The organism is uncultured Lutibacter sp. (genome assembly GCF_947495725.1).
Taxonomy (GTDB): Bacteria; Bacteroidota; Bacteroidia; order Flavobacteriales; family Flavobacteriaceae; genus Lutibacter.
The window spans coordinates 311,424-328,869 of record NZ_CANLZZ010000005.1 but is presented as its reverse complement, the minus strand read 5'-3'; the positions used below and the strand labels follow the sequence as shown (position 1 = coordinate 328,869).

Here is a 17,446-nt window from a genome sequence, read left to right as displayed (position 1 = left end):
AGTGTTTGATCAATTATTGTATGCAATTTATAACAAAGCAGAGATGAAGATCGGTTTAAATGTCTCTAATACTAAAACGTATGATTTTTGATTGTAAACTTTAATGTCCTTTTATAGAAAATGGTTGTATATAGTTTGTATAATACTATTTTATTAAAAAAGGGCAGCATTTTTTTAATATACTACCCTTTTAATTTTAACTAAGAATTATTACTGGTTTTTAATCAAGAATAGGTGTTCTTTTATCATCCATACGCTTCATTGCATTTTCTTCATAAACACGTTTTAACATCCATAATGGACGTTCTAATTCGCATTCCCATTTCCATAAATGAGTAAACATTTCTTTTACTTTTTCAGGATGCTTATAGGCTAAGTTGTTATTCTCCTCTTGGTCCTTTTCTATATTGTATAATTCAGCAGGTCTATCTGGAAACCTCAACATTTTCCAATCTCCCATACGTATAATCCCTCTGTTTTCTTTTTTCCAAAATAACTTTTCGTGAGGTGTCGCTTTATTTTTACCAGTAACGTAAGGTATTAAATCTACACCATCTATATTTTTAATTTTAGATGCATTACCTCCAGCTGCATTTACAAAAGTCGGCAGCATATCCAACATACTAACAGGTTTGTTAAAAGTACTTCCTGGTTTAATTACGTTTGGTAATTTCATTATAAAGGGAACACGAATTCCTCCTTCAAGATTATTAGATTTACAACCGCTCAACGGATAATTGCACGTTTTTGAACCATCAGGGCCTCCATTATCGTTTGAGAAAACAACTAATGTATTTTCTTCTAAACCAAGTTCTTTTAATTTATCTAAAATTTGTCCGCAAGCTCTATCCAAAGCAATAGTCATAGCAGCTAAAATCTTACGTTTTCCTGTTAAGCCTTTTACTTTTGCTAAATCTTCTTTTGTTGCTTGCAATGGCGTATGCACGGCATTAAAAGAAACATATGTAAAAAATGGTTTGTTTTTATTTCTTTCAATAAAATTACAAGCTTCATCAGCAATAGCATCAGATAAATATTTGTCTGCCTCTTGGTATTTTTCATAACCAATCTCTAATCTGTTTTCTGGTCTATCTGCCGCTTCAGCTTGTGTTAATGGCCAAAAACTTCTTGCTCCACCTCGAAATCCATAAAATTCATCAAAACCACGATGAAGTGGATGGTATTTATCAGCATTTCCTAAGTGCCATTTACCTAAAATTTGCGATGTATACCCTAAAGGTTTTAAATAATCTGCAATTGTTTTTTCATCCAAAGGCATTCCCATTTCATCTCCCATAAGTTTTGAAGAATGACTCATATAACCTGGTACATTATTTTCTTCAATACCAAAACGTTGTTGGTATCTACCAGTTAATAACCCAGCTCTTGAAGGTCCGCAAACAGCAGCCGTAGTATAAGCCTGTTTAAAAACCATTCCATCTTTAGCTAGCTTATCTAAATTAGGAGTTTTAAAGGTTTTACTTCCTTGAAAGCCAAAATCGTGATAACCGGCATCATCAGCAAAAAGAAAGACAATATTTTTCTTTTTTTGTGCAAAAATCACTGATGAACAAATCATCATTAACGCAATTATAAAAATGTGTTTATTTTTTTTCATAATATTATTTAGTATTAATTTGAATTGTATTACTGTTAAACTCTGCAGATTTTGCTTCAATTTTAATTGAACCTTTTTTTCTTAAAGATTGAATAATTAATAAAGAACGGCCTTTGGTTGTTTTTAAACTATTTGTTTGATAATCTTGAATATTTGTATCTGCTCCGTTATCAACTCCAAGTACTTTAGCTTCTCCATTAACTTCAAAAGTTAAATCTACATTTGTTGTTTTTACATCATTTCCATCTTTATCAACCAGTTGAGCAATAATATGTGCAACATCATAACCATCGGCATTTAGTGTTGTTTTATCGACCGTTAATTTAATTTTAATAGGCTCAGAAGCAGTTTTTAATTCCGTTTTAATTTCAGATCCAATAAATCCCCCTTTTGCAACAAGCGTTCCAGCTTCATACGGAACTGCCCAACGGAAAATACGATCTGGACATTGAGACAAACCTCTTTCACCTAATGATTTTCCATTTAAAAATAATTCAACAACCGGCAAATTAGAACTTACTTCTACTACAACCATTTCACCTTTCTTATAATTCCAATGATCATTTAAAATATGATTGTCCCAATTTGGTGTTTTTCCTTTTTTAGGTACTACTTTACCACTTAATTCGTCAAGTTTAAATTTAGAATCGCTTAATAATCTTGTATTAAATGAAATATTAGGTTTGTTAACCCAAATACTTTTAAAGTTATTCCAACCAGCTTTTTTAAATCCAGCCATATCTAACATATCACCAGGAAAAGCTTTACGAGGCCATTTTTCATTAGATTCTCCCATATAATCAATTCCTGTCCACATATACATACTAAAAACCATTGGATTTTCTAATATTGAATTCCATTCGCTTAAATATCCTGAGTTTTCACTTCCAGTAAAAATCATATCTGGATAATTCTTTTTACACCAGTCGTAATGTGCAATTTGGTAGCTAAATCCAACTATATCCAATGCCGCTGCATACCCAGAGGCACAACTTGCTACCGGTATAATTAGATTTGCAGTTACTGGACGTGTTGTATCAACGTCTTTTACCCAACTAGCAAGTTTTTCAGCCGTTTCAGCAAGTTTATACTTTCTGTCTGGCAAAGCCTTGTAACGAGCTTGCATTTCTTCAGCAGTTAAACGAATGTTTCCGTTCCAATAGCCACCTTTATTTTCAGGATCCCAAAATCCACTTACATGTTTATAATCTGGATAGGTCCATTCTATTTCGTTACCAATACTCCACTGAAACACGGAAGGATGGTTTCTATCTCTTAACATTGTACGTTTTAAATCGCTTTCACCCCATTTCTGAAAATGCTCAGTATAACCACGTGTAATGTATTTTACACTTCTTTCATTTAAGTTAAACTGTTTGTCTTTTGGGTTATCCATTTCGTCAAAAATTTCATTTTGAACCAGGAATCCCATTTCATCACATAGGTCTAAAAATTCTTCTGAAAAAGGGTTATGAGATGTTCTAATTGCGTTACAACCAGCTTCTTTTAAAGATTCTAAGCGTCTTCTCCAAACACCTTCAGGAACGGCAGCACCAACTAAACCACCATCGTGATGTAAACAAACACCTTTTACATAGGTAGATTTTCCATTTAAAAAGAAACCTTGATCGTTTGTTTCTAAACTACGAATACCAAACGGAGTTGTATACGTATCAACAACCTTTCCTTTTAAAGAAATTGTTGAAACCACTTTATACATATTAGGGTTTTCTGTATCCCATAATTTAGGATTAGAAACTGTTAATAATTGTGTGTTAACCAAATTTTTACCTGCAGAAACTTTTAATTCTTTTTTCTGAATTGAAACACTACTACCTTTACCGTCTAAAATTTCATTTGTTAATACAAATTTTTTCGATTTTCTATCGCTGTTTTTTACATTGGTTTCAATACTAACAACAGCTTTTTTATTTGTAATTTCTGGAGTTGTTACAAATGTTCCCCAAATTGGAATGTGTAATTTATCAACAGTAATTAGTTTTACATTTCTGTAAATTCCACTACCTGTATACCAACGACTATCTGCGTAACGAGAATGATCTACATGAACTGTAATTATATTTTCTGAACCATCGGTTTTTAAATGTTTTGTTAATTCAAAATAAGTTGGAGAATATCCGTAAGGATTTTCACCCAACAACTTACCATTTAACCAAAACGTAGCATTATTATAAACACCATCAAATAATATAAAAATGTTTTTTTCTGAAGTATTTAAAGGTGTTTTAAAATGTTTTTGATATATACCAACTCCACCTGGTAAATAACCTGTGCAACCTTCTAAATCTTTATTAAAAGAAGCTTCTACACTCCAATCGTGTGGTAAGCGAATAGCTCTCCATTTTGAATCTTCTAACGGTATTTGTGTTGGTTTTTTAGTTTCTTCTACTAAAGTAAATTTCCAATCAAAGTTAAAATCATGTTCTCTTTCTTGAGCTACTACGGAAGTACTTGTTATGTTTATAAAAAGTAAAATTAATAATACTAATTTAAGTTTCATTTAATCTGTTTTAATTATTTAATTTTTGGAATTATTGCTCGAGGAATATCTAATTTTCCATTGTGAGCCCCTTTTGCAAAATTGCTTACATTGTATGTATTTGCTTTAGACCAATCGCATTCAATACGACCATCACCCAACACAATATTTCCTAATTTATTTCTAAACCAACTTGCCAAAGCTTTGTATTCTTTTTTATCGCCAACGTTTTCTCTTTCATCAGGATCTTTACGTAAATCGTATAATACTAATTCAGCTTCCTCAACTGGACAACTTAAAGCCCATTTTATACCTTGATTTGGCTCTCTTTTCTTAGCCCAAGTTCTGGTTTTCATTGAAAATGCAAAATCTCTTGAACGTATATAAGCTCTTGCTCCAGCAACTAAATTGATTTCTCCAACTATGTATTCACGTTTTTCTTCATTATTATCCACGAAATCCATCATATTGAAGCCATCTAAATAATCATATTCATTACTGTGAATGTCTTCTCCGGCTTCACTTAAAATAGTTGGAGCAATATCTACATATTCCACTAATTGCTTTTGAACCAATCCTTCTGGAACTTTTGTTTTATCTGAAGAAACCATAATCATAGCTCCGTTTGTAGATTTATCCCAAGGACCAAATTTTGCCTCAATTCCTTGTTCACCTAAATGCCAACCGTGATCACCTACTGTAAAAATGATAAAATATTCTTGATTGTTTTTCTTACAATACTCTTTAAAAATCTCAACCGATTCACCAATTAAAGCATCTCCATATGCACAAAAAGCATAATAATCTTGAATAGCTTGTTGCTTGTCTTTAGTTGACATTTTACTAAAGTTCAAATTTTTATATAACTGATGAATTTGAGGCGGCATATTCTCTAACTCCTTTTCAGTAAAAGCAGGAACTTTGTATTTCTTCTTTTTGAATTTATCTCTAAACTCTTTTGGAGGTAACACTGGTGTATGTGGTAAATGAAACCCTAAGTTAATCATTAAAGGTTTTTCAGGGTTTACTCCAGTTCTGTCTTCACCCCAAGTTGTTTTAAACGCTTTATTCTGGTTTTCTAAATACAACTTCATTTCTTCAACAACTTTTGCATCTATGGTTTCACCAGCAGGCATTGGGTTTTCACCTCCAATAATTAAATCTTTATTGTAGCGAGTATATGAACGAAGAATTTCATACTTTTTTTCAACTTCGTCACGAGTTTTTATATCTTCTTTGCTAAACTCACCATCTTTCTTTTTGATTAAAAAGTTAACAATTTTTCCGTCAGGAGTTTTTACACGTTCTTCAGTTCCAAGACTTTTCCAAGTTCCTTTTTTATAAGCTGGTTGATTCCAAAAATCTCCAACATCATTTTTTTGTAAATCGTGTTTAAAACTTACTTTATAGTCATAAAGTCCAGCATCTTTAAATCCTTGTCCAGGTCCCCATTTAAAAATGTACGCGCCATCTTTACCAAATGAAGCTGTAACATATCCTTTTTTCTGAAGTGTTTGCGTAAATGTAGGTTTTACAAAATCTGGTTCTTGATGAGTTTGTTCAAAAGCATAATGTGCATTTCTAAATGTATAACGTCCACTAACCATTGATCCTCTAGAAGGTCCACAAGCTGGAGAATTATTATAAGCATTTATAAAAAATGCACCTTCTGAGGCAAGTTTATCAATGTTTGGAGATGATACATAACCTAAAGCGCTATTTTTATTGCCAGTTAAAATTTTATTGTAGCTCTCAATAGCATCAGCTCTATGATCATCTGTAACTATCCATAATATATTTGGTTTGTTTTGAGCTTTTACATTTAATATAAGTGTAAAACTTGCAAATATCAATAAAACTGTTTTTTTAATATTGTTCATAATTTTTATTTAAAATCAGTTACTTGAAACGTATATGTTTCTCCTATTTTAGTTTCTTGGGAAATAAGTTTTCCTGAATAACGTATGTTTAAATGATTTCCTAAAATTGATTTTACTTCAACTGCTTCTAACTTTTCATCTTTCCAAATAATAGAAACTTCAAAGCCTCCTCTTCCTTTTATTCCTGAAATTGATCCATTTGAAAGTTTAGATGGTAACGCAGGTAAAATATCTAAATAATAGTTTCCATTTTCATCACGTAAGTGAGATTGTAATAACATTTCGGTAATACCAGAGGTTGCGCCAAAATTTCCATCAATTTGAAATGGTGGATGTGCATCAAATAAATTTGGATACAATCCACCTGCACTATGCTGAGATCCAGTTTTAGAGCCTTCAGGAACCATTAAATTTTTCAATAATAAAAAAGAATGATCTCCATCTAATAAGCGCGCCCAAAAATTAATTTTCCAAGCTCTAGACCAACCAGTTCCACCATCTCCTCTATGAGTTAACGTTATTTTACAAGCTTCTGCCAATTCTGGAGTAGTTAAAGGATGAATTTCATTTCCAGGATGCAATCCCCATAAATGGGAAACGTGTCTGTGTGTATTTTTAGGATCATCTTTATCCTCTAGCCATTCTTGTAGCTGTCCATATTTCCCTATTTGATTTGGAGTAATTTTGCTTTTTTTATCCTCTAATTCTTTTACAAAATCAGCATCTATATTTAAAATTTCAGCAGCTTCTATGGTGTTTGTAAACAAGTTTCTAATTATTTGATGATCCATAGTTGGTCCCATTACCATTCCGCCCATTTCTGGACTATTACTTGGACCGCTAACTAACCAATTCGAATTTTCCTTATGAAGAGTTAAATACTCACTAAAGAATTCTGAAGCACCTTTCATTATTGGATATGCCTTTTCTTTTAAAAATTGTTCATCTCCAGTAAATTGATAGTGCCACCATAAATGTTGTGAAGCCCAAGCACCACCAGAAGGCCAAACACCATGATTTGCATTGTTAATTGGTGCAGCTCCACGCCATAAATCGGTGTTATGGTGTGCCATCCATCCACTAGAATTGTAATGTTCTTTTGCCACTTTTTCACCTGTAATAGATAAATCTTCAACCAATTGTAAAAACGGCTCAGCCATTTCAGATAAATTTGTGATTTCAGCTGGCCAATAGTTCATTTCGGCATTAATATTCAAGGTATATTTACTATCCCAAGCAGGTGCAATTTCATCATTCCAAATTCCTTGTAGGTTTGCTGGCTGTGTTCCTGGTCTTGATGAAGAAATTAAAAGATATCTCCCATATTGATATAATAAAGCAACTAAACTAGGATCTTCATCTTCTGAAAAAGATTGCAATCGTTCATCTGTTGGGCGTTTTGAGATTTCTGAATTTCCAAAATCCAATTGCACACGTTTGTAGTATTTTTGATACTCTTTTAAATGAGCCTTTTTTAATTCTTTATAAGTTTTACCATCTAAGTTGGCTAAATACTGTTTACACCTTTCTTCCGGATTTCCACTTATATCACTGAAATCAACAAAATTGGTTGCAGCAACTAAAAGCAAAGTTACGCTTGTTGCATTTTTAACTTCTATAAATTTGGTATTTTTAATTAATTCTCCTCCTTCATTAATTACCTTTAAACGAGCTTCAAAAGTCATTTTACTTTCAGGATAATCTAACTTTGAACTCTTTTCACTACTTTTTTTATTTGCTTTTTTTCTTGAAGTATAATTATTAACCTTTCCTTTAACAATTACAACATCATCTTCAACACTAATATCAAATCTATTATGTGCAGTTATTAAGCCCGTATAGAAATTTAATTGCCCTTCCTTATCTGCTGTTAATTTTATAGCAATAGTCTGGTCAGGAGCAGAAGCAAATGCTTCTCTTGAAAATTTTACATCGTTAACTTGATAGCTTACTCTTGAAATTGCATCTTCTAAATTTAAAGAGCGCTTATAATTCTCAGCATTTAAATGTTCTGGAAATTGTAGAAGCAATTTTCCAAACGGCTGATAACTTAATTGTCTCAAAGGTTTAGACATAAAATGAGTATTTCCCATTTTATGAGCTTCATCTTGTTTGCCATCCCAAAGTAAATTTCTTAGCGAATCTAAATATTTGTGAGATCCTTTATTTGAATAGTCTTTAGGTTGTCCAGACCAAAGCGTTTCTTCATTAAATTGAATAATTTCTTCGCTTGGTTTACCATAAATCATTGCTCCCAATCTCCCATTTCCAATAGGTAAAGCTTCAGTCCATTTTTCTGACGGTTTATTATACCAAAGAGATTGATTTGAATTTAGTGCGACTTCTTTTTTTTCAGAAGTGCAAGAAAATAAGATGCATATAATAGCTACAAAAATTATATTTTTCATAATAAATTAAAATTTGAAGAATAAAATTAATTAGTTTTTTTTACATATGAATAATACACACCATATGTTTTATTACCTTCAATAAAATCGTTTACTAATAGGGTTTTTCCTTTTTCTAATTTCACTTTAAAAAGAACTTCTTCATCGTTCTCATTTATTTCTTTTTCAAGAATTTGATTAGCAATTTGGATTCTTGCTTTTGTTGGATGAATAGTTTTATAATCATACAAATTTTTGGGATTTTTTTGAGGAATTCCCCAAATTGATCCTGGACATTCTTTTGGCCATCTTCTTAGCGAAATTTCATAAATACCCGCTTTTTCTATTTCCAAAGCATGTGTATTATTTATGTTTTTCATCCCTTCAGAAACTTGCTCTGGTTTCCAAATGCCGCCACCTTCTCCAATTGCATGCTGAATAGTTAGTTTTATTTCTTCTTGTGCTTCATTTCCAACTACATTAACCGGAAGTTCGCTATAAATTGGACTTGTTTTTGTTGATTTTAGAAATTCGGCATTATCTGCTAACAATTGCTTAACTAATTCAGGATGTTCTGAAGCAATATTATGTTGTTGTTTTGGATCTTTTATTATATCATACAACTGTTTACCATTTACCAAACGCCATTGATTTTTTAAAATACACGTTTGATTTTCATCCATTGGAGGTCTCCAATCTTGACGGTTATGAAGAAAAACTGTTCGTTCATCAATTGCTCCTTTTTGAGGTTTTAATAATGAAGAAAAATCAACTCCATCTAATTTCATTGTTGAAGGAATGCTAAGTCCGCAAAGTTTAGCCAATGTTGGCACTAAATCTACGTGAGCGGTAAGTGTATTTATATCTTTTCCTCCTTGAATTTCACCATTTGGCCAACGAATAAAAAATGGTGCAATATGTCCGCCTTCTAACTTACTTCCTTTTATTCCTCTGTAACCTCTATTGTATCCTAACTTTCCATCGGCACTATAACCATAACGAGTTCCATTGTCACTCATAAATATTACAATGGTATTTTCAGCAAGATTTTTTTCTTCTAAAAAAGCATTTAACTTTCCAAAATTTTCATCAATATTGGCAATCATTCCATAAAGGTTTGCGCTAATAATATCTTTACCTTCAAACTGCTTGTAAGGTTCTGCGTATTTTTCAGCGACAATCAACGGATCGTGAGGAGCATTTGTAGGTAAATACACAAAAAATGGTTTGTCAGCATCTTTGTTTTTATCAATGTATTTCATTGTTTCGTTAAACCAAACATCGGTGCAATAACCTTCAAACTGTTGAGGTTTATTATTTACATAATATACATCATCAAAATAACTGTTTCCCCAATAATCTGATAATTCACCAACACCACCAGCCAAATGATGAATTGCAGTATCAAATCCACAATCTGTAGGGCGAACAGGATAATTATCGCCCAAATGCCATTTACCAAACAAAGCTGTTTTATATCCATTATTTTTGAATACGTTAGCCATTGTTAGTGTATTTCTAGTTAAAGCATCTCTACCTTTAAACGTAGCCCACGCACCATTATTTATTGGATACTGACCTGTCATAATTGCACTTCGAGTTGGAGTACAAAGCGGACTTACATGAAAATCGGTCATTCTAACAGATTCATTATAAAATGAATCAATATTAGGTGTTTTTAACCAAGGATTTCCGTGGCAACCTAAATCTCCAATACCTAAATCATCTGTAAGTACTAGAATAACATTTGGTGCTTTCTGCTCTTTTTTTTCAATTTCCATTGTTTGACAAGCAATAAACTGAACTAAAAAGATACAACCTAAAAATACATTTTTTAACATGAGTTAATTTTTATTCTATTCTTATTTCTTCAATTTCCCAAGTACCAGAAGTTGCATCTGTAGCTGGTTGAATTGCAATTTGCATTAACCTATTTTTTACTTCATTAAACTGATTTAATTCAATGGTATAAGTTTTAAATTCAGTGTCATTTGAAGAAATTGGAATACTTATCCATTGTTTTTCATTCCAATTAACAGGCTTTGTACCAACTGTCCAAAAACCATTTTCTTTTTCATCTCTGGTATAAATAGCGAATTTCATTTCTTTAGCTGCGCTATTGTTTTTAATATTAAAAGTTACTTTAGAGCATAATCTGGTATCGGTATATAACCAAGGTGCACTTCTTATAACAGCATTTTTATCTGAAATAGTTCCAATTAATTTACCATCTTTAAACTCTGCTGAAGTTCCATTTAAAGCTTTCCAGCCCATAGTGCTATTTTTAAACTCAAAAGGTCTTCCTGGAGCTGGGTACATCCTATCATCTGCCGGAATTATTATAGTTCCATCTTCATTAAAGTTTACTGGTTTTAAACTTGCTCCTCTATAAAAAGCGCTAATATCATGATTTTCTTGCATAACATATTTTTGACCTTTCCAATCAAAGAAACTTGTATGCCCTCCACTTAAAAATGCTCCTTGAAATTCATAAGGTCCGTATAAGTTTTTAGACATTGAATATCTACTTCCATACACTAAATAGTACCAATCATTTCGTTTAAATAATGTAGGTTTATCTTCTGCACTTAATTCCTTCCCATTTTTATCTTGAATAATAATTTTCTTTGGTTCAGTGTCTAAAGATTTCATATCCTTAGCCAATGTTGCCATATAATATTTACCTACACCAAAACAAATAGTATACACATCGTTTTCTATGAATATTTCAGGATCGTATGGATGAACTGGCACAATTCCCTTAGGTAATAATGGTTTACCTAATAAATCTTTATACTCACCAGTAATTTCATCAGCTACCATTACACCGGTATCAATATTTCTATTTGAAAAGAACCAATAATATTTCCCATCTCTTTCACAAATATCACCAGCCCAACAATTTGGTTGGTCACCAATGTAGGTGTCTTGTGGTAACAAATTTCTATGAAATTCCCAATTAATTAAATCTGCAGAAGACCAAAGTTCCCATCTATCCATAGGAAATGAAGAAGTTGGATCCCAAGATTTATCGTGACCACAAATAATATAAACTCTATCATTTTCAACCCACGCATGTGGATCTGCCATACCGTGTTCTGGGACAATTACATCAATTTTTACTGGTTTATGCTTAGCTTCAGAAATGTTATTTTCAACTTCCTTCTTTTTTTTAACTTCATTACAACTAAAAAGCACTAAAGTAATAAGTGTTAGAATTGAAATTTGTTTAATTAATGATTTCATCTTTATCTATTTTTTGATGTTATTTTATTTCATTTTTAGTGAAGAAAACCTCTCTTCCATTGTTTAGAATGGTATTTTCACCTTTTAAGTTAATAACTCCATTTAACTTAATATCGGTACAAGATGCACCAATTTTAAATTCATAATTTCCACTTTCAACAATCCATTTATTGTTTGTGTATTGAGCCAATTGTTGAGGAGAAACATTAAATGTTACTGTTTTTTCTTCTCCCGATTTTAAAGAAACACGTTGAAATCCTTTTAATTGAATTGGTTTCATTGTTGAATTTTCTTCAACTGGAGAAACATATAATTGTACAACTTCATCTCCATCAATAGCACTTGAGTTTTTTAAATTAAATGAAATTGAAAAACGATTATCAGTAATTGTTGCTTCAGCATTCATTTTAAAATTGGAATATTCAAATGTTGAATATGACAAACCATACCCAAAAGGATATTGAACTAAATCTTTATTTGGATAGCCATCTTTATAATTAATTTCAACCTTTTCTTGCGTTTTAGGATATGAAACACATAATTTACCAGAAGGATTTGTATTACCCAATAAAATATCTGCTACAGCATTTCCCCCTTCTTCACCAGTAAACCAAGCTTGTATAATTGCAGCACATTTACCTTCTAGTTTGCTAATTTCTTCCTGTCTTCCACTAAACATTACTAAAATAACTGGCTTTCCAGTTGCAATCAATTTTTCAACAAAAGCCTCTTGTTGTCCGGGTAATGCAATACCTTTTCTCCATCTTCCTTCTCCATTTAAATACAAGTTTTCACCCATTGCAGCAATAATTACATCACTTTCTCCTGAAATTTTTAAAGCATTCTGCAAATCTGGTTGAGGTTGATTTTTAATAGTTAACAACTTTAATTTTTCAATTCTACTATCACCAAAATTCTTTTTATCAATTTTAGCTTCTAGTTTAGCACTCCAATCGCACCCACGTTCATACTCCAATTGAACATTTTCGCCCAATTTACTTGCTAATCCTTCTTTTAAAGTAACTAGTTTTGGATTGTTGCTATCAAATTCCGATTGTTTCCAAAAGGCGCGCATTCCTTGGTAGGTATAATCACCTAATAAACCGTGAACAGAAGCAGCATTTGGACCAACCAACGCTATTTTTTTCACGTCCTTTTTTATAGGAAGTACTCCATTATTTTTTAATAATACAATAGATTGACTTGCAGTTTCATACGCTAACTTTCTATTTTCAGCAGAATCAAAATCTAAATCTCCATCTTTACCAAAAGTTGGATTTTTATCTAATAACCCCAAACGTGCTTTCATAATTAAAGAACGTTTAACAGCTGTATTAATTTGTTTTTCAGTTACGTGTCCTTGCTTTAATGCTTCGTCTAATTTTGGATACATAGTTGGTGAAGACAATTCAATATCTACACCTGCATTTAAAGCCATAGCACCTGCCATAACAGAATCTTTTGCAACTTTATATTTTTTATGAAGTAAATTAATTGAACCATAATCACTAACAATCAATCCATCAAAACCAATTTCTCTTCGAAGCATTTGCTCCAACATAATTTGGTTTGCAACAACAGGAATTGTTTTGTAAACACCATATGAAGGCATTACACTTTTGGCTCCACCAATTTTAATACAAGCTTCGTGTGGCATTAAATATTCTTCGTATAATTCTTTTGAATCATTATTAGCGGTTCCGTAACCAGCAAAATGTTTTACGGTTGCAGCTACTCCGGTTTTTAAATCGTTTCCTTGTAAACCTTTTACAAAAGAGACTCCCATTTTAGAAGTTAAATAAGCGTCTTCACCATAACTTTCTTGATGTCTGTTAAAATGTGCACTTCTACTAATATCAAGCATAGGAGACAACGCAAATGTTGCTCCAGCGGCTCTCATACTTACAGCAGTAGATTTGGTCATTTTAGTTACTAATTCAGGATTCCAAGTACAAGCAACGCCAATTTGCTGAGGAAAAGTAGTAGCACCTTTTGTGGCAAAACCTGTTATAGCTTCTTCGTGAAAAATAGCCGGAATTTTTAACCTTGTTTCTGAAACTAATAAGTGTTGAATTTCACGTACTAAATCTCTTAATTCATTTGGTTCTAAATCTTGACCCGAAGAAAACTGACAAAAATGACCAATTCCATATGGAATATGTTCTTTAAACTTTTCTAATGAAATTTTTCCATCAACCATAATATCTCTAATACGTGTGCCTTGTATTTGAGCTAATTTTTCATCCATAGTCATTTCAGACAGAATGGCTTCAACTTTAGTATCAATTTCTGGAGTTGAAAATGGAATTGGCTTGGTAATTTCAATAACTTTATTAGTAGGTGTATTACACGTTAAAAACAATGCAAATATGATGAATGTAATTTTCTTGAAAATATTCATTTTATTCCTTTATAATATATTTGTTTTAATTCTAATAACTTTAAAAACAAAATCTTCGTCAACATAGACTTGTTTACTCATTTCTTTCATTTTTAGCAAATAAGATTGAACTGTCATTCTGAACGATAGTGAAGAATCTCACGAAATACTGAGTAAAGAGATTCTTCATTTCGTTGCACTACATTCAGAATGACAAGTTTCTTTTATTTTATAAAATTTTACTTTTTAAAATTTGAATAATCTTTTCCTCTAATAGCTTCAAATTCAGCCAATAGTTTTTTTAGCATTTTAGGATTAGATTTTGCTAAATTGTTAGTTTGACCAACATCATCCTTTAAATTATACAATTGAAACTCGGTGTCAACTCCAGTTTCAACAAAAGAATTCCAACTCATTTTCGCTCCTTTATAAGGAGGAATTAAAACCCATTCTTTAGTTCTATATGACGTTTTTCCACCAGCTTCTAAAACTAGATTTTTACGTCCTTTTTTGCTTTTACCTAATAATACAGGTAACATATTTTCACTATCACTCATATCAGCATTTTCATCAACCAATTTTGCTAGTGAAGCCAATAAATCAACCTGACAAATTAAAGCATCTGATTCGTTTGGTTTAATTGTTCCTTTCCAATACGCCATAAAAGGCACACGAGTACCTGCATCAAACAAACTATATTTTCCTCCTCGTAGTTTACCTGCAGGAGTATGTTTTCCTAATTTCTCAATAGCATCATCATAATAACCATCTTGTAAAACAGGTCCGTTATCACTTGAAAAAACAATTAATGTATTTTCTAAAATACCTTCATCTTTCAATGTTTTCATAAATTCGCCAATACACCAATCTGCTTCTAAAATAACATCTCCACGAGGTCCCATTCCAGATTTACCTACAAAACGAGGGTTTGGAGTACGCGGTACGTGCGGTTGTTGCAATGCATAGTATAAAAAGAATGGTTTGCTTTTGTGGCTCTTAACATAAGCTTGAGCTTTTTCTAAAAAGTGGTCTGCCATATCAACATCGCTCCATTTTGCAGCTTCCCCACCTTTCATATAACCTATTCTTGGAATTCCGTTTACAATACTATTATTGTGCCCGTGATGCCATTTCATAGTTGTTAATTCAGGATTGTCTTTTCCCGTAGGTTCACCTTCAAAATTCTTTTTATAACTTACATAAACAGGATCGTTTTTATCTAAACCATCAATGTAACCATCTTTAATATAAACTGTAGGCGTACGATCTTGTGTTGCTGCTAAAATATACGCATCATCAAAACCAACTTCGTTTGGACCAGGTGTTATATGCTCGTTCCAATTTACATTTCCTTCACCCAAACCTAAATGCCATTTACCAACGATAGCAGTTTGATATCCTGCTCTTTTCAACATTTTTGGTAACGTTTCTTGTTTTGTTGAAATAATTAATGGGGCTGAACCCGGAAGAATTCTAGCTTTTGCATTTCTCCAAGGGTAAACTCCTGTTAATAAACCATAACGACTTGGAGTACACGTTGCTGAAGTTGCATAACCATTTGTGAATTTTACTCCATCATTTGCCAAAACATCCATATTTGGTGTTTGTAATTCAGTTGCTCCGTAAGCACTTAAATCTCCGTAGCCTAAATCGTCTAAATAAATTACAACTATATTGGGTTTAGTTTGAGCATTTGCTGATAATAGTCCTATAAATAATAGGAATGTGAACATTTTTTTTAGTTTCATTTTATAAATTTTAATTTTTTTTATATTCTAGATTTTTTATAATTAATATAGCATCAGCCTCATTTCTCCAAGGACGCCAATCCCAAAAGCCATATTTATGTTTAAATACCAGCTTTTCTTCTTTTGTAAATTCTCCTGTTATTGTGTTAAACCAATGCCACGTAGCATTTTCATAATTAAATTCGGTGCTTAGCATTCGTTTTATATCGTCTGAATGTACTTCCTTAGGGAAATACTGCATTACAACACCTTCTTTAGTATTAGATAAAGTGTATGATCTTGGATTGTATTTGGAAACTGGTTTAAAGTTTTCAAAATTTACTGTATTGAACAGTTTTCTCATATTTTTGAAATAATCAAATCGTGGTTTTTTAACGCCTTCTGGCTGTTCAAACGGATTGTGAATAATAGCATTCCAAGATGCAGCTTGCCAATAATAAGTTGTGTAAACTCCTGCGAATAGACATTCATAATTTCTTCTTAAACACTCTTCAGCATTAGAAAATCCACCAGGAAAAACATTGTAAGGCGATTCTTCGTATCCTCCGTGTTCAATATTAAATACAGGTTTATCTGGAAAAAGATTATACACTTTTAACATACTTTCGTGCAATGATAGTTTCCAATCTTGTGTAGAAATAAAATCAACTTGATCTTTATGATTTTTACAAAAACCAAAATCATGTACCGATACTAAACGATTGAATGAATCTAAATTTCTAGTACGATCTATTCGTTCTTCAATATGCTCAACAATATTTTCATTTTGTTCAATTGCAATTTTATTTGCTGCTTCTTTAGAAACATCCCAAATCATATTAGGAAATGCTTGATACCTTTTAATAATATAATCGTAATACATATTATCTGCATCCGAACCTGCTTTAGGCCAAGCAACACGCTTATTCCAAACATAAATCATTAAATGACTCACAATTTCTTTATCGTGCATTGCTGCAATTACTTTATCAAAATGCTTGAAAAAATCGTAATTTAAATCTGAATAATCGGGATTGGAATTAGAACCTAAAAAAGGAAAAATATCTTCTCTCTCACCATAATCGTGTTGTGGATTTTTCTTCAATTGTTCATCTTCAACCCAATCTAAATCCGGATCATAAGCATACACATTCATAACAATCTGATTGAATCCGTTTTGGTTTATTAAATTTAATAGATGTTTTGTTTTAGAAATTTCTTTTTGACCATAATCTAATGCAAATAACCAATCGCACTCAAAAGCAAGATTAAAATAGTGTGAACCATCTTCATAATAAAAATGTCTTTTGTCATCTTCATTTTTTACAATTCCTCCGTGACGTTCTTTTTTCTTATTTTCTGAAATAACAAACTTACCTCTTCTACCATTCAACTCTTTTACTTCAGATTCTAAAACATATGATTTAGTTCCAATTGTTGAACTTGAATAACGAAAAACCCACTCTTTATTTCCATTATAAAACAACGGTATTTTTTGTTCCCCATCTCTTCCTTTTACAATTGCAAAAACACTTTTTTTGTGTGGTGATTTAACATTTTTTCTTGTTTTAAAAAGTAAATCATTTACTTCCCATTGAACAGTTTTTACAAGTGTATTTGATCTAGGTTTTTCATAAACATTGATTTGTGCAAAACTGGTTTGCACAAAAATTAAAGCCATTACTAAGATTGAAAATATTTTATTCAT

At 31.8% G+C, this 17,446-nt stretch carries 9 protein-coding genes; all 9 read right to left on the bottom strand.

What is annotated here, in order from left to right; translation table 11 throughout:
- Positions 1-220 precede the first annotated feature (220 nt).
- The 9 genes from Q0776_RS13540 to Q0776_RS13500 all read right to left on the bottom strand — a co-directional run bounded on the left by Q0776_RS13540 (position 221) and on the right by Q0776_RS13500 (position 17,446).
- Entirely contained in the window at positions 221-1,618 is a 1,398-nt protein-coding gene (locus tag Q0776_RS13540) for a sulfatase (RefSeq protein WP_298369262.1), read from the bottom strand.
- Between the two features lie 4 nt (positions 1,619-1,622).
- Complete coding sequence (locus tag Q0776_RS13535) at positions 1,623-4,139, bottom strand: glycoside hydrolase family 2 TIM barrel-domain containing protein (protein ID WP_298369259.1); 2,517 nt, start codon at positions 4,137-4,139, stop codon at positions 1,623-1,625.
- A 14-nt stretch (positions 4,140-4,153) separates the two neighbouring features.
- Positions 4,154-5,998: a sulfatase-like hydrolase/transferase gene (locus Q0776_RS13530; protein WP_298369257.1), complete on the bottom strand. Its 1,845-nt coding sequence runs from the start codon at positions 5,996-5,998 to the stop codon at positions 4,154-4,156.
- A 5-nt stretch (positions 5,999-6,003) separates the two neighbouring features.
- Positions 6,004-8,406: a glycoside hydrolase family 95 protein gene (locus Q0776_RS13525; RefSeq protein ID WP_298369256.1), complete on the bottom strand. Its 2,403-nt coding sequence runs from the start codon at positions 8,404-8,406 to the stop codon at positions 6,004-6,006.
- A 26-nt stretch (positions 8,407-8,432) separates the two neighbouring features.
- Positions 8,433-10,226, bottom strand: a complete 1,794-nt coding sequence (locus tag Q0776_RS13520) for an arylsulfatase (RefSeq protein ID WP_298369254.1) — start codon at positions 10,224-10,226, stop codon at positions 8,433-8,435.
- A gap of 10 nt (positions 10,227-10,236) precedes the next feature.
- On the bottom strand, positions 10,237-11,631 hold the full coding sequence (locus tag Q0776_RS13515; RefSeq protein ID WP_298369252.1) for a family 43 glycosylhydrolase: 1,395 nt from the start codon (positions 11,629-11,631) through the stop codon (positions 10,237-10,239).
- A 19-nt stretch (positions 11,632-11,650) separates the two neighbouring features.
- A complete protein-coding gene (locus tag Q0776_RS13510; RefSeq protein ID WP_298369249.1) occupies positions 11,651-14,032 on the bottom strand; it encodes a glycoside hydrolase family 3 N-terminal domain-containing protein in 2,382 nt (793 codons plus the stop codon).
- A 218-nt stretch (positions 14,033-14,250) separates the two neighbouring features.
- Positions 14,251-15,744 (bottom strand): arylsulfatase, encoded by a 1,494-nt coding sequence (locus Q0776_RS13505; protein WP_298369466.1) that lies wholly within the window; start codon positions 15,742-15,744, stop codon positions 14,251-14,253.
- Between the two features lie 25 nt (positions 15,745-15,769).
- Entirely contained in the window at positions 15,770-17,446 is a 1,677-nt protein-coding gene (locus Q0776_RS13500; protein WP_298369247.1) for a DUF4038 domain-containing protein, read from the bottom strand.

Excerpts from the sequence above, each read along its gene's own strand:
- Q0776_RS13525 (WP_298369256.1), bottom strand. The coding sequence starts at position 8,406 with ATGAAAAATATAATTTTTGTAGCTATTATATGCATCTTATTTTCTTGC.
- Q0776_RS13500 (WP_298369247.1), bottom strand. The coding sequence starts at position 17,446 with ATGAATAAAATATTTTCAATCTTAGTAATGGCTTTAATTTTTGTGCAA.
- Q0776_RS13540 (WP_298369262.1), bottom strand. The coding sequence starts at position 1,618 with ATGAAAAAAAATAAACACATTTTTATAATTGCGTTAATGATGATTTGT.
- Q0776_RS13520 (WP_298369254.1), bottom strand. The coding sequence starts at position 10,226 with ATGTTAAAAAATGTATTTTTAGGTTGTATCTTTTTAGTTCAGTTTATT.
- Q0776_RS13530 (WP_298369257.1), bottom strand. The coding sequence starts at position 5,998 with ATGAACAATATTAAAAAAACAGTTTTATTGATATTTGCAAGTTTTACA.
- Q0776_RS13535 (WP_298369259.1), bottom strand. The coding sequence starts at position 4,139 with ATGAAACTTAAATTAGTATTATTAATTTTACTTTTTATAAACATAACA.
- Q0776_RS13510 (WP_298369249.1), bottom strand. The coding sequence starts at position 14,032 with ATGAATATTTTCAAGAAAATTACATTCATCATATTTGCATTGTTTTTA.
- Q0776_RS13515 (WP_298369252.1), bottom strand. The coding sequence starts at position 11,631 with ATGAAATCATTAATTAAACAAATTTCAATTCTAACACTTATTACTTTA.
- Q0776_RS13505 (WP_298369466.1), bottom strand. The coding sequence starts at position 15,744 with ATGTTCACATTCCTATTATTTATAGGACTATTATCAGCAAATGCTCAA.